General features: G+C 69.0%; 22 protein-coding genes and 5 pseudogenes. 14 read left to right on the plus strand and 13 right to left on the minus strand.

Annotation, left to right across the window (positions count from 1 at the left end; genetic code table 11):
- On the plus strand, window positions 1-853 hold an 853-nt coding region (locus FRZ03_RS09690), incomplete at its 5' end, for a hypothetical protein (protein WP_222443355.1).
- A gap of 96 nt (window positions 854-949) precedes the next feature.
- On the opposite strand, the pseudogene FRZ03_RS09695 reads toward FRZ03_RS09690, so the two are convergent.
- Window positions 950-1,114: pseudogene (locus FRZ03_RS09695) on the minus strand (ISAs1 family transposase); the annotation flags it as partial.
- 4 nt (window positions 1,115-1,118) lie between these two features.
- Between FRZ03_RS09695 and FRZ03_RS09700 the strand changes: the two are divergent.
- The 6 genes and pseudogenes from FRZ03_RS09700 to FRZ03_RS09730 all read left to right on the plus strand — a co-directional run.
- Window positions 1,119-1,430, plus strand: a pseudogene (locus FRZ03_RS09700) (transposase); the annotation flags it as partial.
- A gap of 73 nt (window positions 1,431-1,503) precedes the next feature.
- Entirely contained in the window at window positions 1,504-2,484 is a 981-nt protein-coding gene (locus tag FRZ03_RS09705; RefSeq protein WP_146464759.1) for a threonine ammonia-lyase, read from the plus strand.
- Window positions 2,485-2,487: 3 nt separating this feature from the next.
- Window positions 2,488-2,904: pseudogene (locus FRZ03_RS09710) on the plus strand (IS3 family transposase); the annotation flags it as partial.
- Between the two features lie 349 nt (window positions 2,905-3,253).
- The gene (locus FRZ03_RS09715) at window positions 3,254-3,832 is read left to right on the plus strand and encodes an alpha/beta fold hydrolase (RefSeq protein ID WP_261398800.1); all 579 of its coding nucleotides are present in this window, start codon (window positions 3,254-3,256) and stop codon (window positions 3,830-3,832) included.
- A gap of 49 nt (window positions 3,833-3,881) precedes the next feature.
- Window positions 3,882-4,859 (plus strand): annotated as a pseudogene (locus tag FRZ03_RS09720) (transposase).
- Window positions 4,860-5,218: 359 nt separating this feature from the next.
- Window positions 5,219-6,433 (plus strand): zeta toxin family protein, encoded by a 1,215-nt coding sequence (locus FRZ03_RS09730; RefSeq protein ID WP_261398802.1) that lies wholly within the window; start codon window positions 5,219-5,221, stop codon window positions 6,431-6,433.
- Here FRZ03_RS09730 and FRZ03_RS09735 read toward each other — a convergent pair.
- The 3 genes from FRZ03_RS09735 to FRZ03_RS09740 all read right to left on the minus strand — a co-directional run bounded on the left by FRZ03_RS09735 (window position 6,394) and on the right by FRZ03_RS09740 (window position 8,401).
- Window positions 6,394-7,818, minus strand: a complete 1,425-nt coding sequence (locus FRZ03_RS09735; protein WP_146464761.1) for a VanZ family protein — start codon at window positions 7,816-7,818, stop codon at window positions 6,394-6,396. The two genes, FRZ03_RS09730 and FRZ03_RS09735, sit on opposite strands and share 40 nt — an antisense overlap.
- An 81-nt stretch (window positions 7,819-7,899) precedes the next feature.
- Entirely contained in the window at window positions 7,900-8,058 is a 159-nt protein-coding gene (locus tag FRZ03_RS38970) for a hypothetical protein (protein WP_186785325.1), read from the minus strand.
- Between the two features lie 91 nt (window positions 8,059-8,149).
- The gene (locus FRZ03_RS09740; RefSeq protein WP_146464762.1) at window positions 8,150-8,401 is read right to left on the minus strand and encodes a hypothetical protein; all 252 of its coding nucleotides are present in this window, start codon (window positions 8,399-8,401) and stop codon (window positions 8,150-8,152) included.
- On the opposite strand from FRZ03_RS09740, the gene FRZ03_RS09745 reads away from it, so the two are divergent.
- Both FRZ03_RS09745 and FRZ03_RS40175 read left to right on the plus strand, forming a co-directional pair.
- The gene (locus tag FRZ03_RS09745; RefSeq protein WP_146464763.1) at window positions 8,400-8,891 is read left to right on the plus strand and encodes a hypothetical protein; all 492 of its coding nucleotides are present in this window, start codon (window positions 8,400-8,402) and stop codon (window positions 8,889-8,891) included. The genes FRZ03_RS09740 and FRZ03_RS09745 overlap by 2 nt on opposite strands.
- A gap of 1,202 nt (window positions 8,892-10,093) precedes the next feature.
- Window positions 10,094-10,275, plus strand: a pseudogene (locus FRZ03_RS40175) (LexA family protein); the annotation flags it as partial.
- Between the two features lie 85 nt (window positions 10,276-10,360).
- Here the strand turns inward: FRZ03_RS40175 and FRZ03_RS09755 are convergent.
- The gene (locus tag FRZ03_RS09755) at window positions 10,361-10,969 is read right to left on the minus strand and encodes a TetR/AcrR family transcriptional regulator (RefSeq protein ID WP_261398803.1); all 609 of its coding nucleotides are present in this window, start codon (window positions 10,967-10,969) and stop codon (window positions 10,361-10,363) included.
- 46 nt (window positions 10,970-11,015) lie between these two features.
- Here FRZ03_RS09755 and FRZ03_RS09760 point away from each other — a divergent pair, with 46 nt between their 5' ends.
- Entirely contained in the window at window positions 11,016-11,480 is a 465-nt protein-coding gene (locus FRZ03_RS09760) for an SRPBCC family protein (protein ID WP_146464765.1), read from the plus strand.
- 538 nt (window positions 11,481-12,018) lie between these two features.
- Window positions 12,019-12,207 carry a hypothetical protein gene (locus FRZ03_RS09765; RefSeq protein ID WP_146464766.1) on the plus strand — a complete coding sequence of 63 codons (189 nt, stop codon included), beginning with the start codon at window positions 12,019-12,021 and terminating at the stop codon, window positions 12,205-12,207.
- A 278-nt stretch (window positions 12,208-12,485) separates the two neighbouring features.
- Here FRZ03_RS09765 and FRZ03_RS09770 read toward each other — a convergent pair whose 3' ends face one another.
- Complete coding sequence (locus FRZ03_RS09770) at window positions 12,486-13,421, minus strand: helix-turn-helix domain-containing protein (RefSeq protein ID WP_146464767.1); 936 nt, start codon at window positions 13,419-13,421, stop codon at window positions 12,486-12,488.
- 128 nt (window positions 13,422-13,549) lie between these two features.
- On the opposite strand from FRZ03_RS09770, the gene FRZ03_RS09775 reads away from it, so the two are divergent.
- Both FRZ03_RS09775 and FRZ03_RS09780 read left to right on the plus strand, forming a co-directional pair.
- On the plus strand, window positions 13,550-14,593 hold the full coding sequence (locus tag FRZ03_RS09775) for a saccharopine dehydrogenase family protein (protein WP_186785326.1): 1,044 nt from the start codon (window positions 13,550-13,552) through the stop codon (window positions 14,591-14,593).
- Window positions 14,594-14,824: 231 nt separating this feature from the next.
- The gene (locus FRZ03_RS09780) at window positions 14,825-15,100 is read left to right on the plus strand and encodes a hypothetical protein (protein ID WP_186785327.1); all 276 of its coding nucleotides are present in this window, start codon (window positions 14,825-14,827) and stop codon (window positions 15,098-15,100) included.
- A 9-nt stretch (window positions 15,101-15,109) separates the two neighbouring features.
- On the opposite strand, the gene FRZ03_RS09785 is transcribed toward FRZ03_RS09780, so the two are convergent.
- Window positions 15,110-16,699 carry an ISL3 family transposase gene (locus tag FRZ03_RS09785; RefSeq protein ID WP_146464769.1) on the minus strand — a complete coding sequence of 530 codons (1,590 nt, stop codon included), beginning with the start codon at window positions 16,697-16,699 and terminating at the stop codon, window positions 15,110-15,112.
- A gap of 508 nt (window positions 16,700-17,207) precedes the next feature.
- Complete coding sequence (locus FRZ03_RS09790; protein ID WP_398660032.1) at window positions 17,208-17,822, minus strand: transposase; 615 nt, start codon at window positions 17,820-17,822, stop codon at window positions 17,208-17,210.
- Between the two features lie 87 nt (window positions 17,823-17,909).
- Here FRZ03_RS09790 and FRZ03_RS09795 point away from each other — a divergent pair, with 87 nt between their 5' ends.
- On the plus strand, window positions 17,910-18,743 hold the full coding sequence (locus tag FRZ03_RS09795; protein ID WP_146464779.1) for an NAD(P)H-binding protein: 834 nt from the start codon (window positions 17,910-17,912) through the stop codon (window positions 18,741-18,743).
- Between the two features lie 56 nt (window positions 18,744-18,799).
- On the opposite strand, the gene FRZ03_RS38975 is transcribed toward FRZ03_RS09795, so the two are convergent.
- From FRZ03_RS38975 to FRZ03_RS09815, 5 genes are all read right to left on the minus strand, one after another.
- Window positions 18,800-18,973, minus strand: coding sequence for a hypothetical protein (locus tag FRZ03_RS38975; RefSeq protein ID WP_186785328.1), 174 nt, complete (start codon window positions 18,971-18,973; stop codon window positions 18,800-18,802).
- 197 nt (window positions 18,974-19,170) lie between these two features.
- Window positions 19,171-20,181 carry a protein-L-isoaspartate O-methyltransferase family protein gene (locus tag FRZ03_RS09800; protein ID WP_146464770.1) on the minus strand — a complete coding sequence of 337 codons (1,011 nt, stop codon included), beginning with the start codon at window positions 20,179-20,181 and terminating at the stop codon, window positions 19,171-19,173.
- Window positions 20,182-20,288: 107 nt separating this feature from the next.
- Window positions 20,289-20,648 (minus strand): lasso peptide biosynthesis B2 protein, encoded by a 360-nt coding sequence (locus FRZ03_RS09805; RefSeq protein WP_146464771.1) that lies wholly within the window; start codon window positions 20,646-20,648, stop codon window positions 20,289-20,291.
- A 901-nt stretch (window positions 20,649-21,549) separates the two neighbouring features.
- Window positions 21,550-22,590 (minus strand): C-terminal binding protein, encoded by a 1,041-nt coding sequence (locus FRZ03_RS09810; protein ID WP_146464772.1) that lies wholly within the window; start codon window positions 22,588-22,590, stop codon window positions 21,550-21,552.
- On the minus strand, window positions 22,577-24,367 hold the full coding sequence (locus tag FRZ03_RS09815; protein ID WP_146464773.1) for an IlvD/Edd family dehydratase: 1,791 nt from the start codon (window positions 24,365-24,367) through the stop codon (window positions 22,577-22,579). Before FRZ03_RS09815 ends, FRZ03_RS09810 begins: the two co-directional genes overlap by 14 nt.
- Window positions 24,368-25,437: the final 1,070 nt, after the last annotated feature.

Here is a 25,437-nt window from a genome sequence, read left to right on the forward strand (position 1 = left end):
AGGCCCTGCCATGTCTCACATCGTCGCCGTGCACGGCGTCGGCAACCACACCCCTGGCTACAGCCCCGAGAAGATCGCTGCGGACCGCGGTGCGGTCTGGGCTGGGCAGCTCGCGGCCGGTCTCGGGGCGGAGCCAGCGGCGGTCGATCTGACCTTCGCCTACTACGCCCACCAACTGCGCACCGGGACGCCCACAGCACAGGGCGGCGCAGACAGCGCCCTGGACCACCTCGGCCCCGACGAGACCCGTGCCATCGCCCAGTGGGTCGACGCGCTCGCGCTGCCCCAGGCCACGGCACAAGGCCGGCTCGCCGTCCCGCTACGCGCCGCGGTGGACCTCGTCGCCCGGCGGTTCAGCCTCGATGGCCGGCTGACCCGGCTCTTCGTCGCCACCTTCTTCCGGGAGGTCACCACCTATCTGAGCGGCCCCGACGCGCCCGTCCGCACCGCCGCCCGGGAGCAGGTGGCGTCCGTCATCCGGGCACATCGGCCGTCCGTGGTCATCGCCCACTCCCTCGGCACGGTGGTCACCTACGAGGCCCTGCACGCCCACCCCGATCTCCAGATCGACCTGCTGCTGACCCTCGGTTCCCCGCTGGCGCTGCCGCACGCCGTCTTCCATCAGTTGCAGCCCACTCCGCGCGACAGTCAGGGCATCCGGCCGCCGGGCGTCGGCCGCTGGGTCAACATCGCCGACCACGGCGACCCCATCGCCGTACTGCGCCCCCTGAAGGCCTACTTCCCCGGTATTGATCTGGACCTCACGGAGAGCACCGGCCTCTTCCGACTCCATGGTGCCGCCGGGTATCTCGGCTCCGCGGCGACGGCGGCCGCGGTCGCCCCGTACCTGTGACGCGGTCCAACCCTGCGCCGTGCCCGCGCCGGTGCTCGACCGCCAAGGAGAGCTCGACCAGGTTTTTGACGCTCGGAGGGGGGCTTGTTGGTGCACGGGGCGGCGGCTGGCCTGGCGTATGAGCGGGGACGTCAGGTAGGCGAACCCGGCCGCGCTGAGCTCGGCCGGATCAAGGCGCCCCAGCACGCTGCGCAGGGTCTTCTCGCTCGGCACTCGGCAGCGGCCCAGGAGCGCGTGGTAGGGCAGGCCGAAGGCGGCCAGTTAGGCCGTCGCGGAGATCACCAACGACGCCGAGGAGCTGCTGGCGTACTACGACTTCCCGGCCGAGCACTGGATCCACCTGCGGACCACGAACCCCATCGAGTCGACCTTCTTCACGGTGAAACTCCGCACCAAGGTCACCCGCGGTGCCGGCAGCCCGGCCGCAGCCCTGGCGATGGTGTTCAAGCTTGTCGAGTCCGCCCAGGCCCGTTGGCGCGCGGTCACCGCACCCCACCTCGTCACCCTTGTCCGGGCCGGCGTCCGCTTCGAGAACGGCCACCTCGCCGAACGCCCCGAGGAACCCGCCGCAGCATGACACAACTCAACCAACCTACGACTCCTGTCAGTTACTCATGGAAACAGCGCCGGTGGCGCTACGCTGCTGTGCCGTGCAGGAGACGCGTCTCGACACTGCTCGGATCCGGGCGGCTCGCCGGGTGATCGACCCGGTTTTTCTCGATACTCCGCTGTACCGCTGCGAGGCCCTGGAGCCCGGCCTTGGGTGCAGGGTGAGCATCAAACTCGAAACGGCGAACCCGGTCCGCAGCTTCAAGGCCCGCGGCACCGAGGTAGTCGCGAGCCTGCTCGCCGACAATGCCTCGCGAGCCGCGGTGTGCGCGAGCGCGGGCAACCTCGGCCAAGCCCTCGCATGGTCCGGCCGCGGCCGGGGGCTCGACGTCACGGTCGTGGCGTCCCGCTTCGCGACTCGGGCCAAGCTTGATCGCATCCGCGCACTGGGCGCCAGGCTGGAGCTGGTGGACGGCGACCACGAGATGGCCCGCGAGCGGGCGGCGGCCATCGCACGGTACGAGGGCATCCGGCTGGTCGAAGACAGCCTGGACATCGAGACCTGCGAGGGCGCGGCGACCATCGGCCTGGAACTGGTGGACACTGCACCGTCGTTCGACACCGTCCTGATTGCCCTCGGCGGCGGGGCACTGGCCACCGGCGTGGGGCATGTGGTGAAGACCTTGGCACCCGAAGTCGAGGTGATCTGCATCCAGCCACTGGGGGCACCGGCGCTGACACACTCGTGGCGCCAGCGGCGTGTCGTCATCACCGACTCGACCAACACCATTGCTGACGGCGTCGCCGGCCGACACCCCGTCCCGGCCGTCCTGGACGACCTCCTCCTGGTCGCTGACGACGCCGTCCTGGTCCAGGAGACGTCAATCATCGCCGGTATGCGGATGCTCCTTGACCACGCCGGCCTCGTCGTCGAACCTTCGGCCGCACTCGGCATCGCGGCGATCCTCGAAGACCGCGACCGCTTCGCCGGCCGGCACGTCGTCACCATCGTGTGCGGCAGCAACGTCGACGTAGACGCCTACCACCAATGGGTCAGCGCGGCTCCCATCCACAGGTCTTGACAATTGCTCGCCATCCTGGGCATCGCCCGCTCCAGCTTCTACTACTGGCGTCAGACCGCCGAGGTCCGCGCGGCCCGGCAGGCAGCCGACACTCGCCTGGCCGCCCGGATACGGGCCGTGCACCGCGAATCGGACGGCACCTACGGCGTCCCCAGGATCACCGCCGAGCTCCGCGGGGACGGCGAGCGGGTCCACCACAAGCGCACGCGCGCGATGCGGAGCATCAACCTGGCGGGCGTGCGGCTGCGACGCCGGCACCGCACCACGATTACGGACCCTGCTGCGGCGAAGGCACTGGACCTGATCGGCCGCGGCTTCACCGCCAGTGAACCGAACACCAAGTACGTCGGCGACATCACCTACCTCCCGGTAGACGGCGGGAAGTTCCTCTACCTGGCCACCGTCATCGACCTCGCCTCAGTCGTGTTGGGTCCACACTGCGTGATTCACGTGATCTCGGTCTTCCCTCGACTCAGCAGCCCGCTTACGCTCGGACCGTTTCGGTGCTAACGGCGTTGTCGGCTATTGAAGATTGGGGCCAGAACCGTGTGGCTGGGAACCCGAGCTGCTGACTGGGGATGCTGGTTCGGCTGCTGGTGAACGCCAATCTCCGGCAGGACCCGTCCGCATATCCTCCGGACATGGTTGATCAACGCTTGGTCGACGTTGGCGAGGTCCGGCTGGCGTATCAGATGTCGGGTCTTCCGGATGCTCCGCCGCTCGTCCTGTTCACGCGCTGGGCGAAGATGCCACCGGCTGGGAGGCGGTTGTGCCCGCCCTCGCCCGGAGTCGAAGGGTGTATGCCCTCGATCTTCGCGGTCACGGCCGAAGCGACTGGTCGGGGGACTACTCACTCGAACTCATGCAAGCCGATGTGCTTCGGTTCCTGAACGCACTGGGACTTGGACCAGTGGATCTGATCGGGCACTCCATGGGCGGGATCGTGGCCTACCTGCTCGCGGAGGACCATCCGCAGCGGGTGGGCCGGCTCGTCCTGGAGGATGTGCCTGTCCCCCGTCCTCGGGAGCCGAGCACCCCGGCCAGGCCGGACGGCGCCCTGACCTTCGACTGGGAGATGGTGCTGGCCGTCAGGCGGCAGATCGACCAGCCCGATCCCAGGTGGCTGGAGGGACTCGGCCAGATCACCGCTGAGACCCTCGTGCTCGTCGGCGGCCCACACAGTCATGTTCCCCAGGACGGTGTCGCCGAGCTCGCCCGCCGCATCCCTGGCGGGCGAGTGATCGCCATCCCGGTTGGACACCTGATCCACCACGCAGCGCCGGAGGCGTTCACCGAAGCGGTTTCGGCGTTCCTGGAGGAAAACATCCGCCCTGCCCGCCAAGCATGAGCGCAGTCCCAGGCCGTGACGTGGAGACGGCCACACGGGTTCTTCGAGTGTGACCAAGAAGTGGGCCCGTGCGGCTTTGTCCCATCCTGCCTTCACAGGCGTCTCGCGTGCACATCTCGGCGGTTTGATCGAGGAGTTGGCCGGGCCGTGGCAGGCCCGGCGGTAATCGGCATTGCATCAGCGGCGGGGAGGGAAGCGTCACCGTGCCGCTGGGGCCGGCCGCAAGCACGAGCTGGTGTTCACCGACCGAGTGCTGGTCGCGCTGGTCCACCTGCGCACTCAGCTCCCGCACGCCGCGCTCGCCGAGTTGTACGGGGTCGGCCGCTCCACCGTCACCGAGGCCATCGGCGAGATCCGCCCGCTGCTCGCCGACCGCGGCTTCGCTGTCCCCGGCCAGCCTGGACTACGCCTGCGAACATTGGCCGACGTGTTCGCATACGCCGATGCGGAGGGTACGACCTTGCGGATCGATGGGACCGAGACCCAGGTCCGCCGCCCGAAGGCCCACCGGCCGGGCCGCTGCGCGTTCGTCTCCGGCAAGAAGAAGCAGAACACCATGAAGACCATCGCGATCAGCGATGGCCAGGGCCGCACCCTGTGGTCCGGGGCCGACCGGCCCGGAAGAATGCACGATCAGACCGCGATGCGCACCGAAGGCATCGTCGAGCAATTCCGTCTCCACCCGGACGTGAGAACCGAGGTGGATGAGGGTTACCGGGGTCTGACGAACGAGTTCCCCGAACAGGTCAGTGCGCCGCCGAAGAAGCCGAAGGAAGACGCCCCGCTCGGTGACCAGTACGCCTGGCGTGAGCAACGGCGCCGCCAGTCCTCGGCGCGGATCTGTGTCGAGCACGCCAACGCGGAGCATAAGCAGTGGCGCCCGCTGCAGCGCTTCCTCGGCCGCCGCGAGCACTACCCGGCCACGCACCGGGCCATCGCCGGCCTGGTCTCCGACCGAGCCGCCCAGCGGCCCACCCGCGGCAAACCGCGCACCGAACTCGTTCCCGTCAGCCCGATGACGTGCTAAATCACCCACCAGCCGAACTCTCAGGTCATCACGCCTCAACATCAATAGCCGACAACGTCGTAAGTGATTTGTTTGCTCCCGGCACAGTGAGGCGGCTTCTATGCCTGGATGGATGGACTTGGCATACACCACGGTCGGCGGTGTCGTCGGCGCCGCGGTGACCAACTACCTCTCCATGAGCCAGGAACGCCGGCAGCTGCGAGCAGCGGTCATGCAACAGCTCCTCCGCGTCGCAGCGGTGCGCGAGAGGGTTTGCAACATCGTGCCGAGCCGGAGGGAGAGTCCGTTGCGGCACTTAGCCAGGGCACGACTGCTTGCCACGGCGCGTTTTGGCGTCACGGCGGTCCTGGAGGACGGCCGTGACGCCGAGCTCGCTGTACGACAACGAGCTCGTCGACAGCGCCTGGCGGCGCCGGCCCGCCGCCGACAAGGCGGTCGCCCGAGGCCGCTCACGCGCGTGGACGGCCCGGGAGACGGCCGTGTTCCATCGAGAGATAGCCCGCGCCGAGGTGCGCGTGCACCGCGAGGTGCAGGGTGAGGACGAGCGCCTGGCCGTCGTACGGGACGCGCGGCGGGCCGCGGCGCTCGCCGAGCCGGTCCGGCGCATCGCCCAGCCCCGACGGCGCGCGCCGGGCGTGGACTACCACCGGCTCTCCGCCACCGAGCACCGGTGGGTCTTCGACGAGCTGATCGTCCCGTCCTACCTGAACGGCATCGTCCCCCGGGACGAGCCGCGCGCCGTCTACGTCCTGGGGCAGCCCGGGGCGGGCAAGCTGCTGGCCGCCCGGATGGTCCGCCGCGCGATGCGGCCCGGCACGACGCGGCTGGTCGGCGACGACTTCAAGGCCCAACACCCCGACTACTTCCAACTGCTGCGCGACGACCCCCGCAGCGCCGGCGCGGCGATCCGCGCGGACTACCGGGCCTGGGTCGCCAGGGCCGAGCAGTACGTCCGTGACCGGCGCGGCGACGTCCTGATCGAGGCCGCTCCCGGCAGCGTGGAGGAGTTCCTCGCCAGCGCGCTGCCCTTCGCGACCGGCGGCTACCCGGTCGAACTCGTCGTCCTGGCCGTGCGGGAAACCGACAGCCGGCTTGCAACCGCGCTGCGCTACGCCCGTGCCCTGCAGCGCGGCGGCACCGGCCGGTTCACCAGCCGCTCCGAACACGACACCTGCTTTAGCGCGCTCGCCGACGTCGTCGCCGTCGCCGAGCAGCACCCGCAGATCGCGGCCATCACGGTGATCCGCCGGGACGGCCAAGCCCTGCTGCGCCACGAGAGTGGCGGCACCGGACGCGCTTCGTGGGCCCTGGCCGCGGAACGGCTCCGCCCCTACACCGAACAGGAGGCCGAGGCCTTCCTCCGCCTCCATCAAGGCCTGCGCCAGGCACTCCCGCGGCACCGCCAGGAGCCGGACGAGATCGCCACGCTCGCCCGGCCGCTTATGCCCGCCAGGTGCAGCCGGCTCGCCTCGGCCGGCCGCACCCGCCCGTCTGGCCCCTGCCCGTGCCGAGCAGGGCCGCGGGCTACGTCTCCTCAGCTGACTGCCTTCACAGGTGCGTCTGTGCCGTCGTAAACCTGCCCGTTCACCGCATCCACTCGCCACATGTCCGTATCGCTCGGCTGTTGCGGTTCGGTTCCCGGCTGCGCCCGCATCGACACGTTCACGAGCCACTCCGGCCGCCACGTACCGTTCCGCTCGTTAGCCTTCAGAGTAAACGCCTTGACCTGGTACTTCGCCTCCACCCGGTGCTCATCCAGGTCCCCTCCCAGGTTGGCCTTGTACTGCGCGATCAGTCCCTCGCGCACGGCTCGTTCGGCCTGGCCGGCGTCCAGCTTCGCCTTACCGAGCTTCACGTGCTTCGGGCCGAGAGTCACATCCACCTGTGAGACGCGCCCTGTCCTGTCGACCTGGACATCCAGCATTCTGGGCATCAGCACGTCGTCCTGTAGCCAGCGCCAAGTGGTGATCCATCCGAGCTCGGCCTTCCCGCCCACGGCATCTGTACGGTGGGAGGTCGCATCCTCGGCCCAGGGGTAGCGATTGTTCATGTACGTGCGCGCGATCTGGTACGCCTCCTGCTTCGCGGACGGCGCCTTCGCTCCAGCCACCGGATAGCCCATGACGTTGGAACGGTCGCTGTCTTCCAGGAGCACGTTCAGATGCTTTTTGTCCGGCCACGACAGGCTGCCGTTACTGAAGGCTTCCGGATGACCCTTGTCACGGCTCAGCAAGGTGAATTCGACGTTGGTACATGATGCTCCGACACAGGGCTGCATGTAGACGCGTCCCAGCTTGTACCGGTCTCCGAACGCTTCCGTCACCACTTGTTCGACGGCCTGGCGCGTCGAAGGATCGGCGGCCGACAGGCCGGTGCCGTCCACGTGCGTGAAGGACACCATCGGGCGCGCCACACCCGCGCCCAGGACGAGCAGCGCCGCAGAGACGATCAGCGATCCCTTGGCGGCCGCCCGCCAGTTGAGCGCTCCGCGGCTGGCGAGGAACCCTGCCGCGACCACGAGGCCGACCAAGCCGCCGAGGATGTTCATCTCCGCGTCCGAACTGTCGCAAGTACGCCCCAGACCGTTGACCGTGGCCTGAGTGAACTCGATGGCCAGGGGCAGCGCGACGACGCCGACGAGCGCCGGAAGCAACCGGCGAAGGGCCAGAAGGGCGAACAGACCGAGCGGCACCGTCATGAGGAGGTTCCACAGGCCCTGTGTGGCGTGGAACGGCTCGGCGAGGTCGTGGTTGATGACGCACTGGCCATTGGCGGGGCCGCCGCCCATGAAGGTGCCGCCCAGCACGCCGGTTAGCGTGCCGGTCAGCCCCGCCCACCACACGCCGTACGGATTACCCAAACGACGTGCAACCAGCCACGCGACGCCGCCCAGGACGAGAGCGGCCAGCATGCATGCGGCCAAGTAGCCGTAATGGCCTTGGAAGATCGCGGAAAACACGAGAAGTCCTCGACAGAATCAGGCCTTGACGGCGCAGCGGGGGCCCCGCACTGCTGTGCGGGGCCCATCACACCGCGCGCCTCAGCAGTGCGCGGTCGGCGTCTGGTAGGTGCCGCCGCTGTAGTTCAGCACGCCGACGCTGTCGGAGCACATGTAACTTCCCGACTTCTGCCAGTGCTTCGAGACCGTCTGACCGGACAAGGTGGTGAAGTAGGAGGAGTAGGTGGTGGACCCGGACATGCTGTAGCCCAGGCGCACGCTGACGGACGAGCCACCCGTCTTGGCGCGGCGACGTCGTGGTCGGGCAGACGGGCGGCGCTGTGCTGGGCGGTCAGCTCGCGCATCTCGTCCTCGTCCACCCACGCGGTCGCGGCCACCGCGCCGGTCCCATCCGCGTCGTGGGGCCGCCGCACACGGGGCCGGCAGCCTGCAACTCGGCGCGCACGCGCTCGACGATGGCGTGCAACGCCAGGTGGGCGGCGTGCTCGTCCTGGATCGCGCCGGCCAGCAGCCCCTCCACCGCGAGGATCACGACGTGGTGTGCGCTGGGGTCTGTCTCGGGATGGCGGAGGATGGTGCCCATGCGCGCCTTTTTCGATCACCCCGAGCCCCGTCGCGTCTCGCCGGGCGAGTACCCCATGTGGGACCGGGCTCTCGCCCTCCTCAACCGGGACCTGGCGGTGACCCGTCCCGAGCAGAAGCCCCTGCAACTGATGGCCTTCCCGCCCCACGACGCGGACGAGCCGGAGAACGTTTACGTCGCTCTCGCCGACGGCCAGTGGCACGGCAATCACCTGAACCCTCAGGCGGCGGACGCCCCTGCCTCCGCGCTCGCGATCGTCGCCGATGCCGCGCAGGAGACCGTCACCGAGTGCCTGTGGCAGGCGTGGCCTCTGTGTGCCGAGCACAGCCTGGGCATGCATCCACGGGATACGGACGGGCAACTGTCCTGGTGGTGCGCGGGAGAACGGCTGCATCGCGGACCGGGCCACATCCGTGCGGCCGTGGGAGCACTCGACACCCTCGTCCGAGACGGTGGGCGAGTCAACGCCACGCCTTTTGACGGGCATTGAACCTGACGTGACGTGAAGAGGGCCGTGCGAGCCGGGTGTTGTTGTGACGCGATGACGCACAGCCGCCAGCACGCCCAGCGAGTCCGGGCCCGGTGCCGGATCGAGGACCCGGGCCAGCGGGGACATCGTCGGTCATCCCCCGACCATTCCCAGCCCCGGCCCGGCAGCGCCCGTAACGGTCAGCCGACCGCCATCACCACGCCAAGGCCCCCACCCCACCAACCCCGGACAGAGCCCTGGCCGGGGCCGGTGCAGCTGTTCCGTTCCGGCGGGACACCGGGCCCCGGACAACGCTGCGGCACGGAGCAGGACCCCGGGGCACGCCGGCGAACATCCGCGTCACGCAAGAGAGCGAGGCCAAGGCCGGGACGGTCACCGGACCGGCAGCCGGCGACGGCCAGGAGCCGGACGGTGCAGCAGGGCTGGACCGAACGGCGAAGGCACCCTCGGACAGCGGCGGCACGGCGCGGCAACTGCACCACGGAAGGCGACGGCACGGGCGAGCGGCATCAAGGCCGGGGCCAGGGCAGCAAAGAACGGCCGGACGGCGGCTGGGCAGCAAGCGGGCGGCGCACGGCCCACAGCAGGAACAACCCGGCGGCGAGGACGGCCCGCAGCAGGGGACGGCTTGGCGGCGGGAACGGTGACGGCGCGGGCGGCAACACCTACGCCAACGACCCTCCGGGCCTCGCGAACGGCGACCGGCCACACGACGGCGCGCCGGACGCGGCGGTCCACACAAACGCGCGACGGCACAGAGGCGGCGAACCACGACGGGGACGGCGGCCCCGGCAGCGAGCCGTGGCGACAGCACGGTCCGACGTCGAGACGTCGGGCAGCGGGCACCGTCACGGTGACCACCAGGAGGTTCTCCGGCCTGTCGACGCCCGCAGGTACGGCTGGTGAGGAACAATCCGGACCGGAGCCCGTCCGTGCCCTCGCACGTGCCCGGACGGGCGGCCCACCCCTCCCCTGCCGCAGCGCGACCGTGCGGCGAGGTCACGGACTCACCGCCCGCCGACGCGGCGGGGCAGCGGCTGGGGCGTACGGGTCGCGGACCCGCGCCCGTTCCAGCCGGTGGGTAGCACCCGCGCTCGCCTGTGCGACCCGCGAGTCCAGCATCAGGGCGACGGGCTGGCCAGCGGACCGTTCAGCACCCCTGCCCGGCAGGAAACCTGCACAGTGAGGGGGCGCGCCAGGCGCTGTCCCGGTGTCTCGGTGGCGACGGCGAGCTGTTTGCGTTGAGAGTTCGGGAAGCGTGATCGACGCCGCAATCTGTGAGGGCGACCTTGTCGCCGTCCGCCGCCAGAACTCGGCGGACTCCGGTGACATCGTCGCCGCGCTTTTGGACGGTGAGGCCACGGTCAAACGGATGCGCCGCGAGGCCCGCCCCTGGGAGGGGGGAGGCCCCGGCAACGGCGCGGAAGAGACCTCGTGTGGCCGGATGTCATGTCTTCCCTGTGACTTGATCACTTCGAGTCGTAGTACATCCGGAGGAATTCCTCCATCGCCGCGTCAACGCCGGCGCGGTCACCGGTGGCGAGCAGGTCGAGCAGCAGACCGCGGACGGCGGCGAGTCCCAACCTGGCCCGGCTCCGGGCCATGGCAGGGTCCGCCCCTGCGGCGACCTCGGCGGCCACGAGCGGCTCCAGCCAATCGTTCACGAGCCCTTCGAGGACTGAGGCGGCCTCGGGGCGGCCCCGCAGCGCGTGTCCACAAACCTCGAAGAAAAGCCGCTCCTGACCAGCCAGCTGGGGATGCGTCAGCTGCTGCCAGAGGAGCCGCGCAGCGTCCGCGGGCGAGAGACCGGATTCCATGCGGAGCCGGGACAGTTGATCTCGCTGGCGCTGTTCCGACGTCCGGACGATCTCGGCGAACAGGCGTTCTTTGGAGCCGAAATAGTGGATCAGCATGCGGTGGCTGACACCGATCGCAGCCCCCAGACCGCGCAGGCTCAGGTTCGTGAGGCCGTGTGCCGCGACGTAGTCAACGGCCGCGTTGACCAGCTGGGCGCGCCGGCCCCCGTCCGCGACTGACGCGCCTTCGCTCTCGGGATGAGAGCCGTCCGTATGCACCACGTCGCGAGCGTACCAATCGGTACATCTCCTGTGTACCGTCTGGTACATGAAGTCTGTCACTGTGTCGATCGACGTACTGCAGAGGCCTGAGCAGGTCTATGACTTCCTTGATGTCATGGCTCACCATGAGCGATTCACCAACCACTACCTGACCGACTGGCGCTACAGCGGCCCCGGCCGCGGCATCGGTGCGTGCGCCACGGTCACAGCCGCTCTGGGCGGCACCAAGACCGACATCACCATCGAAGTCGTCAAGGCGGAGCCACCGCGGCGCATCGTCGAGCGGAACGTCAGCGCGGCCGGCCGGCGCCTGGCCCACGGCACCTACACCATCGAACCGCTGGGGACCGGCGGGAGCCGCGTGGCATTCACGTACACGTGGATACACGCCCCGGTCACCGACCACCTGCTCGCGGCGGTCGTCCGGGCCACGATGCGGCGCGCCAACCGAACGGTCATGCGACGTCTGGCCGCCGAGCTGGCTCGCCACGTGCCCATTGCCGAGCCCTGAGGCCGGTACATGAAGACCCCCGGACCTCCCTCTGTGACATCTTCGACTGTACCCCCGAACGACCTCATCAAAGCCGACGGTCGTCAACGCGCAGGTGAAGAAGACCGCGGGGGACAGGGAGGCACCGCTGCGGCTGACGGGGCACCGGACCACGATCCGGCGCCGGGGGACGGTGTCGTGAAGAAGTACCTCGCCCCGGACCCAAATCCGGCTGCGCAAGGACCTGGCCGGGGCCGTGACCAGATCTTCGCCCTGCTGAAGCTGGCCGTCGGGAGTCCCTCGGGACGGAGCATGCAGGAGTTCGTCGAGAGGGCCGGGGCCTGTGCGCCGACGCCCGACTGCCCGCCCTGCGGCGCCGGTTGATCGCCTTGCTGATCGAGGCCGGTTACGGTGCGAAGGTATGGCTGGTGCCCAGCCTCCAACCTCGGCAAGATGGTGGCGGCCATAAGCTTGCGAGTACAGCAGGTGGGGATGTCAGTCGGCCGCATGTGGTGGCCTGCTGTGGTTGACTCGTGTTTCTCAATGGCGATGGGAGCTTATGAGCGACGAAGCGGCGCCCGACTTGACGTGGGAAGAGATCGCAGACTGCTGGCGGCTGGACGAACTCGTCGAGGGCCGTTTGCGGCCCAGCACGAGCGACGACGTGCTGCCTCTGATGACGATCGGGGCGCTGAGTAGTCGGCAGCCGCTGGATGAGGCCGGCGGCGGAATGCCCTCGACGCCATGATGGCGGCAACTGAAGGCGGGGCGGAGGCCGGACCGGAACAGACGCCGCGAGATCCTGCCCGCATCGAACAGACATGCCAGGCCATGTTGCGTGCCTTCGATGAGGCCCAGCAGCAACGCGAGGTGTGACCCGATCGGAGACGGCAGCCCCAGAAAGCGCTGCGCCGGCGAGCAGCGCGCGCTGCTCGCCACCCGAGCGCGGTGCCTGGCCCAGATCCGGCTGGCGTTGCACCGCCCCGGCACTGTTCGATTGGCCGCCGGGGCCTTGGAACTGCTCCTTCAGGGACGGAAGGTGCGGCGGTAGGTGTCGGGTGGGACGCCGACAGTGCGGTGGAAGTGGCGGCGCAGGGTGGTGGCGGTGCCCATGCCGGTGGCCGCGGCGATGGCGTCCACGGTGGCGTCGGTGGTCTCCAGCAGTTCCTGGGCGTGCCGAATACGCTGGGTGTGGAGCCATTGCAGTGGCGTGGTGCCGGCGAGGTGCTTGAAGTGGCGGCCGAGGTGGCGTGAGCTCATGCCGGCCTGGCGGGCCAGGTCCTCCACGGTCAGCGGCTGGTCCAGCCGCTCCAGCACCCAGGGGAAGAGCCCGGCCAGCGGGTGGTTGCCTGGGGCGGGGAGTGGGGTGTCGATGAACTGGGCCTGGCCGCCGTCACGGTGGGGCGGGATGACCAGGCGCCGGGCGATCTTGTTGGCGTTGGCCGAGCCGTGGTCGAGGCGTACCAGATGCAGGCACAGGTCCATAGCGGCGGCCTTGCCCGCGGAGGTGAGGACGTCGCCGTTGTCGACGTAGAGGACGTCCGGATCGACGGTGGCCGCCGGGTGGCGCCGGGCCAGTTCCCGCGTGTGGGCCCAGTGTGTGGTGGCGCGCCTGCCGTCGAGCAGTCCTGCCGCACCCAGGACGAAGGCGCCCGTGCACAGTGAGGCCACACGGGCACCGGCCGCGTGGGCCGCACGCACCGCCTCGACCAGCTCGGCGGGCGGGTCGCGGTCGGTGTCGGCCCAGCCAGGGACGATCACTGTGTCCGCGTGCACGAGGTGGTCGAGTCCGTGGTCGGGTTCCAGGCGGAAGCGGTCGACGTGCACCGGGCCGCTCCCGCAGAGGGAGAAGTCGTACCAAGGGTCCACGATGTGGGTCAGGTCGGCTCCGAAGACCTCGACGGCCACGGACAGTTCGTAATGGAGCATGCCGTCGGTGACGGCCAGTGCAACAGCAGGCATGTCCGAAACTGTACGTGGCATGTCGTTTCCGACGCTCACACGGGGCGCTGCCAGAGGGACAGGATGTGGATGTCAGGCCGCAGCGGATCAACCTCGCAGCGGGCGTTCGCGTACACGGGAGCGGTCTCATGGGTTCAGGTCAGCTGGTGACGGTGTTCGGTGCCTACGGTCACACCGGGCGGTTCGTGGTCGCGGAGCTGGCCGCGCGTGGGTTCGTGCCGGTGCTGTCCGGGCGCCACGCGCAGACCTTGGAGGAACTGGCCCACGAGCAAGGGCTGGAGGCCCGGGTGGCGTCGGTCGACGATCCGGCCTCGCTGGACCGGGCGCTGGCGGGAACGGCGGCGGTCATCAACTGCGCCGGCCCCTTCGCATCGACCATCGGCCCAGTGATCGAGGCCGCGCTCCGCGCGAAGATCCCCTACCTGGACGTAGCTGCCGAGCTCGAGGCCAACCTCGACACTTTCGCCCACTACCGCGAGCGGGCCCGGGACGCGGGAGCGGTGATCGTCCCGGCCATGGCCTTCTTCGGCGGCCTCGGCGACCTGCTGGCCACCGCGGCGATGGGCGACTGGACCGAAGCCGACGAAGCACACATCGCCTACGCACTCAGCAACTGGCACCCCACCGCCGGTACCCGGCTCTCGGGCGCGGTCTCCCGCGAGCGACGCGGCAACCACCGCCTGCGCTACAGCGGCGGACAGTGGGAGCACCGCACCGACGCCGCGCCCACTTTGGAGTGGACCTTCCCGGAGCCGATGGGACCCCGACCGGTGATCGGGGAGTTCACGATGGCGGACGTCGTCACCGTCACCCAGCACCTCTCCATCCCCGATGTGACCACCTACATGAGCGCCGAGGCGGCCCGAGACGTCGCCGACCCCCATACGCCGACCCCGACCGCCGCCGACGAGAGCGGGCGCTCGAGCCAGACCTTCCTCGTCGACGTCGTCCTCCGCTCCGGTGGAGCCGAACGCCGGGCCACGGCCGGCGGCCATGACATCTACGCCGTCACCGCGCCCCTCGTCACCGAGGCCCTTGTGCGCATCCTGACCGGCCGCACCAAGTCCGTCGGCGTCGTCTCCGCCGGCGAGATCTTCGACGCCCCCGACTTCCTGCACGCGCTCAACCCCCACATCACATTCGACCTGCACCCGCAGAAGCAGAACGCCTGACCCGAGCCATGCCCGGCCGTCGGGCGCGCGCCCTCAGCGAGCCGTGACGACATGAGCACCGGGGTCCTCGTTCGATTCCCTCACCTGCACGGGTGCTGCCCGAAGTCCTGAACAAGCGCTGCCCAAACTCGGGCTCTGGCCCACTTGTTGTGGAGACCTAACCGGCGGTGATGTCAGCGGCGTGTGGTGAGATGACCGCGCTCTATCAGTCTCTGTGGAAGAGGTAGTGATGTGTCCGGGTATCCGTCGCTGACACGTGCTCTGGCCGAGGCGCTGGTCGACGTTCTCTGGTTCGTCGAAGGGTGCGAGGACGAGCAGATGGACCCGGATGACGCGGTGAAGGTCCTGGAGGGTGTTGCCGCTCTGGTGTCCCATCTGTCGGTTGATCAGCGAAGCGAGTTCATGGATTTGCTCGCTTCGATGGCTTCAGAGGAGAAGGACCCATCGCGTCGCGAATTCCTGCTGTCCTTCTCCGAAGGGTTCGGCCTCGTCGAAGAAGGCTCCTGACCTGGGTTCCTATGTGTAGAGCAGGACCCGCTTGCGGAGGAGTTCGAATCCTGCGCGGCCGAACATCTGACGCTTGAGCATCTTGATTCTGTTGACGTGTCCTTCCACGACCCCCGAGTTCCAGGGCAGTGTGAGGCCGGCGATGACGGCGTCGAGGTCGCGTTCGAGGTGCTGAGCGAACCTGCTGAGGCTGGGCAGGTCGGTGGCGGCTCGGGCGGACTCGATCCACTCCGGCAGTCGCTCGCCCTCCAGCTCGGTGACCATGTGGGCGAAGGAGCGGACGTGCTCGGTGAGAACTGTCAGCTCCGGGCAGTTGGCCAGAACCGCCTTGAGCTGGAGACGGTCGTGTTCGTTCAGGGCGTCGGGGTGGGTGAGGATCCAGCGGGCGACGGCGCGGGCTGACGGGGGCCGGGGCCCGATGGGCTGAGGCTTGCCTCGCAGGGTCTTTCGGACGTAGTCACGGACGCTGCTGTAGTTGCCCGGATAGCCCTGTTCGCTGATCTCCTCCCAGAGCTTCCAGGCGTTGGTGCAACCGTCCTGCCACCGTTGATCGAGGTAGGGCTTGAAGGCATCCAGCCTGGTCGCGCGGCTCTGCCACTGGCCGGTGAACAGGTCCTCCGGTGTGGTGGCGCGGGAGAAGCGCATGATGGTGTTGAGGCCCATGCCAAGCTGCCGGGCCACGGACCGCTTGCTGTGCCCGGCGGCGAGGAGCGCGTGAACGGTCGCGTGCTTGACGCGGGTTCGTTTCGCGAACCGGTGACCCGTGGGCCAGGGGGACGCCACTGTCGGCTCCGCCGTCTCCTGCGGCGCGTCCGGCCGAGCCGGCATCGGGCGCAAGCAGCTGCGGTGCCGGTAGACGCACTTCTCGGCGGCTTCACCCAGGTTGTGCCAGAGGTGCCATCGGTCGGCGACCTGGAGGGCCTGCGGGGCGCCACGGGTGGCGCCGTCGGCGAAGAACAGGGCCCGGTCGCGGCAGATGATCTCGATGCCGGGGCGCTCGGCGAGCCAGGCCGCGAGCGTGTCCGCCTCCCGGTTCGGCAGGAGGTCGATAGGGCGGCGTGTTTCGACGTCGACGAGTACGGTTCCGTAGATACGGCTCTTGCGCTGAGCGTACTCGTCCACGCGGGGCACGACGGGGGGCGGCTCCGGGAGCGAAGTGACCAGTCGCAGAAGGGTGTTGCGGCTGACCGGAGTTCCCAAGACGTCCGCCATCCGGGCTCCGGCCCGGCCCGCGAGCGCGAGACCGACCGAGACGAGCATCGACCGGAGCCGTTCCGTTCGACGGCCGAACCGGCGAGTGAGCCCTGGCACCTGCTCGACGAAGGTCCTGCGCGGACAGGACTCCTCCGCGCAGACGAACCGCCGCACCCTCAGCACCACCACAACGAGCTTGCCCGCCGATGGCAGATCGCGGGGAAACCGCAGATAGGAACCGTGTACTCGCCCCGACCGGCACCCGCACGCCGGACAGGCCGCCTGCAGAACCCTGCTCCGGGCCTCGACCCGGACGACCATGTCGGTCACTGTGACCGACTCCACCACCACGTCCCCCACCGAGGAGAACAGCAACTCAGCGAGCTCCGGCCGAACTTCGTCCACGGCGCAGCACTGTCGGCCACGCCGTCCACCGGCCGAGCGGTTTTCGGGCGATCTCAGACATGAGCACGAGGAGATCGACAGTCACTCAGCATACGCGGTCACAACAAGTGGGCCAGAGCCAAGTCAGGTTCTGGCACAAGTTCCGTGCAGCGCCCGCGCTTCGCAGCAGCGCGTGACGTACGCGGGAAGCCATCTGGTCTCTTGGTGGGCTTGGGTGTTGGATGTCGACAGTGGATGCGGTTCGAACGGGAGGGGTGTCAAGGGTGCTGGTGGTATTCAAGTGTCGGTCGTGCACTGCACCCTTGTCGAATCCGCTGGAGCAATCCTCGTGGAAGCCGCTGCCGTCAGTGAGAGGTCGGGAGCACTACACGTACGGCCCGTCGACAGTGCCAGTTGGTTCCTTTTCAGGTGACCCAGAGCCGTACGGTCCCGCTGGTTCGATTGTCACCTGGGTGATCAACCCGCTGGATGGTGTGCTGCTGAGGCCCCATATGGACCCCTCACGGCTTCACGGGTGTTGCCGACGGGATGGGCTCAGCGGACCGAACTTGCTCTGCGCCCGGTGCAACAGCGAGGTCGGCGTCGAGATCTCCGATTGCTGGACCGAGTACGACATCCGTCTGTTGAGCACTGCGGTCTCACAGAGTTCTCTCGATTGACCGGCGAGCCTCGATATCAGCGCCACAGTAGGACGTTTCCGCAGAAGTCGAAAGCCTGCGCGGCCGAACATCTGGCGCTTGAGCATCTTGATGCGGTTGACGTGGCCTTCGACAACTCCAAAGTTCCAGGGCAGGGTGAGTCCGGCGATGACGGCGTCGCGGTCTCGCTCGATGCCAGCGGCGAGGGTATGGAGGCTGGGCAGGTCGTCCTGCCGGACGGCGTCGAGCCAGTCGGGCAGGCGCTCGCCCTGGCGGTCGATGAGCATGACCGCGAAGGAGCGGACGTGCCGGGCGAGGGCGTCGAGTTCGGGGCAGTGGGTGCGGACAGCCTTGAGCTGGAGTCGTTCGGGCTCAGTGAGGGGGTCCGGGTGCCGGAGGATCCATCCGTCGACCGTCCGCAGGAAGGGAGGACGGGCGGTCACTGGTTGCGGCGAGGTGCGCTTCTTGTGCGGGTAGGCGCGCACGCGGGGCTGATGCCTTGACCCCAAGCGAGGTTGAGGTTTTAGCGTGCCGTGGACGTGAGCACCGGCTGACGACAGGAAGAGATGACGATGATCCTCGTGACCGGCGCGACCGGGAACATTGGAAGTGCTCTGCTGAGGGAGTTGCAGGTGGCCGGTGCCGCACCTGTGCGAGGTCTGACTCGTGATGCGGGACGGGCCTCGTTCGCTGCAGGGATCGAAGCGGTTGAGGGCGACCTCGCGCAGGCGGATTCTCTGAAGGCCGCGCTGGAGGGAGCGCGCTCCCTGTTCCTGTTGTCGGGTATGGGTGCGGAAGCGGAGGTCCTGGCGGCTGCCCGGCAGGCAGGCGTGGAGCATGTGGTGCTCGTGTCGTCGATCACGGTGCAGACTCATCCGCATCTGCCCGCGGCCGGCGAGAACCTGGCTGTTGAGCGGTTACTCAAGGACAGCGGCATGGCCTGGACCATACTGCGGCCGACGCAGTTCGCCTCGAACACCCTCTGGTGGGCGCAGTCGATTCGCGATCAGGGCATGGTCCGAGCGCCGTATGCGGACATCGGTCTCCCGACCATCCACCCTGCGGACATCGCGGCGGTGGCCCGTGCGGCGCTGACCGAGCCGGGCCACCAGGGGCAGACGTATGCACTGACCGGGCCGGAGTGCGTCACGGTCCGGAGGCAGGTCGCGGCCATCGCTGCAGCGTTGGGGCGGGAGGTGGCCCTCATCGAGATCAGCCGGGAGGAAGCCCACCAGCAGATGACTTCCTTCATGGGAGACGAGACCGCGGATGCCGTCCTCGACTTGATGGGCGGGGACGTCAATGACGAGTTGCTGAAGGTGCGCGACACCGTTCTGCAGGTCACCGGGTCCGCAGCAAGATCGTTCCAGCACTGGGCGTCGGAAAATGGTGCAGCCTTCCGCTGAGACCGTGTCTTCACTGCTGTTGTTCAGACCGGCGAGTGCGTTCTGTCAGCGGTGTCCTAAATGGTGTGCGCGATCATGCGGAGTTGGTGGATGAACCACGGCTTGGCGGTGGTGCGGAGGGAACTCTCGTTGGGGAGCCGCCGCACGAACTCCGCGTGGAAGGCCCAGAAGTCCTCGTCAGCGCCGGACAGTGCCAGGCCGCGCCAGTGTCGGGCTGCGTAGAACACCATGGCTTTGACGATCTCGGGATAGATCGCCGCGTAGCGCTTGGGGTCCCGCGGCCGGACGGGACGCGTCTGCCGGGTCGCGCTGGCGGCATCCTCCTGGGCGACGCCAGCGCCTCGGCAGTGCTGGGGGGCACGGCGACGGCCCTGACGCCGGGCGAGAGCCGGGGCCGCATGTTGCCCAACGCGGGGGCGGGGAACGGTTACCGGGACAGCCGCAGCTCCCAGTCCGGCCGATCGTGTCCGTCGCCAGCGGGGGCCAGGGCCGGGGTGTAGGTCTCGGGCGCGGGCCGTCCGGCCTCCTCCCACGCGGCCAGCCAGCCTCGCAGGACAGTCAGGGACGGGGAGTCGGGCCGGTCGGAGAGGATCGTGCCGTCCTGCTGGATCACGGCGGCCGTGGTGGCCGTGGTGTGGCCGATCGCCCACAGGTCAGCGCTCAGTGCAACCATGGTGAGCCGGTGATCGCCGAGGGTGGCGGCGAAGGTCCGCCAGGACGGCCAGTCGACCTCCGGTCCGTCGTACGGCTCGGTGTGCGCATCCTTCAGCAGTTGGCCCAGCGCGGTACGGGCACCGGTGTGCAGCGGGTCGTCCTCCTGACGCCAGGCGATGGAGATCCAGGCCGGGGCGGGGACGCGCACTTCCCAGTCCACCCAGCGGCCGGGCAGGTCCAGGTCCGTCTTCGGCGAAGCGGTCGCCTCGATGTAACTGCCGGTGGCCACCGCCTCTACCACCGGCTTCCCGCCGCGCACGCGGATCGTGGCGACCACTGTCATGTTGGGCACCGCGGCGATCGGCAGCGGCGCGACGATCAGACCGCCATCAGTGACCTGGTCCACCCACGCCCTGGGCAGGAGCGGCGGGGTGCACCAGGCCACCGTCCGATCGTATGGCGCGTTTTCGGGGAAGCCGGCGGTGCCGTCGGCGGTGTGGCAGCGGATGTTGCCGAGGCCGCGCTCGTGGTGGATGAGGTTCGCCCAGCGCACGAGGTAGTCGTCGATGTCGAGGCTGGTCACCGGGCTTTTGGCGACGAGTTCGGCGAGCAGGGCGCCGGAGTAGCCGGAGCCGGTGCCGAACTCGGCGACGTTCATGCCCGCGTGCACCTCCAGGGTGGTCAGCTGGCGGTGGATGACTAGGGGGTTGGAGCGGTGCGGCGTCGGTCCGCGGCCTTCGTGGTGGGTGTAGTGGCGCTCGGGGACGACCTCGGCGGCAGGCAGGACGAGGGGGGTCGCGGGTCACCCCTTCGAGGGGGGCGGGTACGCGCATTCGGTCAACTGCTCCGGGCGGGTGAAGGACACGACGCCCGGGTGACATCCGGGGGTGGTCAGATCGTCAGGGCCGTGCGGTGGTGCCAGCCACCAGCGGTGTACTCGCCGACCGGCCCACCGCCGGGCAGTTCGGCCCACGCGTGGTATGCGACCGGTGGCGGGGAGAACCGCACGTCCAGGCACCAGGTGAGGCGGCGGCCGAGCAGGGCAGCTGCAAGCACGGCGCCCAGCGAGGTCTCCATACAGGCGGCACGTCCAGGCCACAGCCGGGCGGTGTGCCAGACGGCGTCGACCAGCGCCTCGGCCCAAGCGGGGGCGAGCGGTCGGCGGCCGATCCGGCGGGCAAGGCGGGCGCCGCGGACGGCGCAGCGGAAGCGGGCCCTCGTGGATAGGACCGGTGGCCATGAGTCGACCACCGCATAGAGCGGCCCGCGGTCAAGGCAATGCCTCCGGCGGGGGATCGGCCGTCACCGGGATGGAGGGGGCGCCGTCGCCGACTGCGAGTCCGTCGTGGCGGACGCTGAGGGCTCCCATCCCGTCCGCCATCGACCCAGGCAGAGCCGAGCGGGCGTGGTCCCTAGCGGACGGGATGGGAGCTGGGGCGAGTGGTGGGTTGGCGTATGTGGGCCCGCCTCGGGCACTCAGCGCTCGGCGCCGAAGATCGCACCCACACCGCTGCCGTTCACTCCCACCAAGGACCATGACATGATCCGCTCGCGCGGCATGGCGCCGCGCCGACGATCTTCCCGGGAGAGACGTTCGTCATGGATGCATTTGGGTGGGCCGCTCTCGGAGCTGTCTTGGCAATCACGCTGGTACCGGGCGGAGCGGCAGCCCTCCGCAGCTGGCTGTTCCCTCGGCTCAGGGGCCGTGTTCATTCACCCCGGATCTGGGGGCTCGGCGTCATCCTGCTGGGGTTCGGGTTGTCGGTCATGTTTCTCGACGCTCATCGGCACTACGACATGTTCCGCAACATCGTGGCATTGGTGGGCCTCTGCATCCTGATATGCGGTTTTTGCCTCGCAAAGTGGGCACGAGTGCCTCGCCGAGCGGCTACCGCTGACGGCAGATGAGGCAGGTGGCCTCGTAGCCGATGGTGAGCCTGGGGTGAGGATGGCCGCCGCAGAGCCAGGCCCAGGTCCACGAGGGTCTGGGGCGGCCAGGCCCGGTCGGGCTCGCGGTTGGCGGCGTAAGAGTTGTAGAACGACGTGTCGTGTACGAAGTCCGGGAGACCCGAGGTGTGGTTGAGCAGCTCCCTCTTAAAAGCCAAGCTGAGGCTTGCACGGCCCTTCGCCCCTGCGGGGAGGGCCAGGATGATCAGGACCCGTGAGAGGGAGAGCCGTCCCGGTGCGGGTGGGAGCCAGCCGTGAGGTCGTTGACCGGGAATCGCGTCGGCTGCCCGGTCAGAACCCGTACGGCCTCTTCGGCGGCGATGGTCCGTACCATCCGCATGGCTTCCTCGGAGTAGTAGGCGGCGTGAGGTGTGACGATCACGTTGGGCAGCGCGAGGAGTGGGTTGCTCGGGCGCCATCCGCGTTGTTTCGCGGGTTCCTCCTCGAGGTCGTCCAGCGCCGCGCCGGCGATCCATCCTTCGGTGAGCGCCTGATGGAGTGCCGCGTCCTCCACGATGGGCCCGCGCGCGGTGTTGACGAGGATGGCGGTCGGCTTCATCCGGCGGAGTGTCGCACGGTCGAAGGTGTGGTGCGTCTGCGGGGTGAGCGGCGCTTGGACCACCACGTAGTCGGCGCCTTCCACCAAGTCGTCGAAGGACACCGGCCGGACCTGGGATGCCCGGATCTCGGACTGGTCGAGAAACGGGTCATGTGCCCAGACCTCGGCACCGAACGCTTTCGCGCGATCGGCGATGAGCCGTGCGATGGAACCGAAGGACAGCAGGCCCAGCACCTGTCCCCTCAGTCTGTGGATGGGTGCTCCGGTCTGCCAGTGCCATTCGCCCTGCCGGGTCGCCCGGTCGTACCGGCAGATCTTGCGGGCGGCCGCGAGCCAGAGCGCGACGGCGTGATCGGCGACCTCTTCGGCGCACCATTCGCTCGGTGCGTTGGTGACCTGGATTCCGCGTCGGGTCGCGGCATCGACGTCGACGATGTCCACGCCCGTGCCGTAGCGGGCGATCACCCGGCAGCGGGTCAACGCCTCGATGGCGCGGGAACCGACGTGCGCGTACTGGGTCAGGACGCCGCCGACCTCTCGTCCCGCTTCGATCACCTCGTCCTCGTTCTTGCACTGCGCGGCAATGAGCCGGAGTCCGGCACCTTCGACGACTGCGCGTTCGATGTCCACATCACCGAAGTCGAAGTCGGCGATCAGAATCGTTTCGCTGGAGTCAATGCGAGTCACGAGGAATCCCCTTGGTGTGAACGAGATCCTGGTACGACACTGCCAGCTCCAGGCAGCCCCCGCGGTCCAGCTGACCGACCGTGGAACGGTAGATCTCCTGCCACGGCGTCTGGTGCTCCAGTACCGGGGGTGTGTAACGGGCCAGGCGCTCGGCGATCTCCTCGTCCGGCAGCAGGACGTCGACGCGTGCGTTGTCCAGGTCTACACGGATCCGGTCGCCCGTGCGCAGGATGGCAAGATTGCCGCCGACTGCGGCCTCGGGACTGGCGTTGAGGATGGACGGTGCGTCCGACGTACCGCTCTGCCGGCCATCACCAAGCGTCGGCAGCGCCATGATGCCTCGCTGGACCAGCGCCGGAGGAAGCTCCATGTTCACGACCTCGGCCGAGCCGGGATATCCGACCGGCCCGGTGTAGCGGATGACGAGAATGCAGTCCTGGTCGATGCCGAGCGCCGGGTCCTCGATACGAGCGTGATAGTCCTCCGGCCCGTCGAAGACGACGGCACGGAAATCGAACACCGACGGATCGTCGGAATGCGGCGAGCAACGGGCCCGAAAGGTGTCCGTGATGACCGACATTTTCATGATCGCGGAGTCGAACAGGTTCCCCGTCATGACGAGCAGTCCGCCGTGCGCGGTGACCGGGTCCTCGCAGGGGCGGATGACCGCCGGGTCGGCAGGCGGGACATCCTCCAGGTTCTGGGCCACAGTACGGCCCGAGACCGTCACGGCATCACCGTGCAGGTGCCCCGCTTCCAGCAATGCCCGCATGACCGCAGGGACACCGCCGGCGCGGTGGAAGTCCTCGCCGAGGAACTCCCCCGCGGGAGCGAGGTTCACCAGCACCGGAATGTCGCGTCCGACGTGCTGCCAGTCCTGGTTGGTGAGATCCACCCCGACGTGACGTGCGATGGCGTTGATGTGGATCGGCACGTTGGTCGAGGCGGCGATGGCCGATGCGACGACGATCGAGTTCTCGAAGGCCTGCCGGGTCATGACCTTGCGGGGGGTCAGATCCTCTCGCACCAAGGTCACCGCCCGGCGGCCTGTCTCGTAGGCCATCTGCGCCCGCTCGCTGTAGGGCGCCGGGATCGACGCGCAGCCGGGCAGGGACATTCCCAGGGCCTCGGCCAGACTGTTCATCGACAGCGCGGTGCCCATCGTGTTGCAGTGCCCGATGCTGGGTGCGGAGGCGGTCACCCGTGCCAGGTATTCGTCGTGGTCGATCTGTCCACTGGCGAGCAGCCGCTTCGACTGCCAGATCACCAGCCCCGAGCCCGTCCGCATGCCGCGGTGGTAGCCGTTGAGCATAGGGCCGCCGGACAGGACGATCGCCGGGATGTTCACTGTCGCCGCCGCGGTCAGGCACGCGGGTGTGGTCTTGTCGCAGCCCGTCGTCAGGACCACTCCGTCAAGCGGATATCCGTAGAGGACCTCGACCAGGCCGAGATAAGCCAGGTTGCGGTCCAGCGCCGCGGTGGGGCGCTTTCCGGTCTCCTGCAACGGGTGGACGGGGAACTCGAACGGAATGCCACCACTGTCGCGGACCCCGGCCTTGACCCGGTCGGCGAGGGCGAGATGGTGCCGGTTACAGGGAACCAGATCATTACCTGTCTGGGCGATGCCGATGATCGGCCGGCCGGTCTGCAGCTCTGCCCGCGTGAGACCGAAGTTCAGAAACCGTTCGAGGTACAGAGCCGTCATCTCCGGATTCTCCGCGTTCGCCCACCAGGCCTGGCTACGCAGCTCCCCCGAGGTTCCCTTCGTCGCTGACATGGTCAGCTCCTGGCCGAGCGGTCCGGGCTTGCGCCCCGACGCCGGGCATTGCGGTGCCCCGTGAGAAGGCCTGCGCACTGCCCAGGCCGGTCGGCTGCCGCCTGCCCTGTCGGCCTCTTCGACGAGTCCGGCCCGTCCGCTCCGGCCATGCGTCCTGTCTGGTGCTGGACAGCCACGGATCCTCCTCGGCTCGACGGTGGTGAGTGGTTCAGGCGTTGCCAGGCATCGCTTCGGGCGGCATCACCTCCAGCTTCGTCGGAAATGTGCTGCGCGCGCAGCCTGAGGGGTCCAGACGAAGCAGGTGCCGCCGCTCGACAGATCCTGCCCTGAGCCTGCTGACCTGGCACTACTACGGAACCGACGCGGGGGTGTTCCGACGTCCGCCACGGTCAGTGCCCCGTGATGGCCGTCCTCCCCGCCGACGCGGGGGTTCCGCTGGGCGCCCGGGGATAGTACGAGCGGTGAGTCCTCCGCGCCGACGCGGGGGTGTTCCGCAGTCGCCCGACGCGATCCCGACCGCCATACGGTCCTCCCCACCGACGCGGGGGTATTCCGTACGGCGCCGGCGGGCACCCGCTGTGCCCGTGGTCCTCCCCGCCGGCACCGGGGGTCCGGTGCCCACACAGACCTCGGTTGGAACGGCGGTAGCCGTCCGTCGGGGTCCGTCGTTGCACCGGCGCGGCGGGCACGATCGGCGGAGCCAGGTTGGTGGCCGCCGTGGCGGGCCCGGTCTTCACGGGTGCGGGCGCCAGGACGTGCAGCGTGCGGACGTTCGCGCCACGCACCCTCTCGTCGGCAGCCGCGATGTGCTTCGGCGCGCTCCAGCGCAGCTTCGTGCCGTGCGCGGGGCGGCGTCGGGGGGCGACGTCCAGGCGGCCGGTGTCCGCGTCGAACGCCACAGCCTGGACGTGCCCGGCGAGGACGCGGTGGAGAACGGCTTCATCGTCCATCGCGGCCTGCAGGTCACCGGCATCGACGACCCCACCGACGATCACCTCTACCCGGTCGGCTTCGTCGTCCTCGGCCTGCGCTGCCGCAGGCTTCCTCCTGAGTGCAGCCCCGTCTCTCCT

The organism is Streptomyces misionensis, from assembly GCF_007896895.1.
In the GTDB taxonomy this organism is placed as follows: Bacteria; Actinomycetota; Actinomycetes; order Streptomycetales; family Streptomycetaceae; genus Streptomyces; species Streptomyces misionensis_A.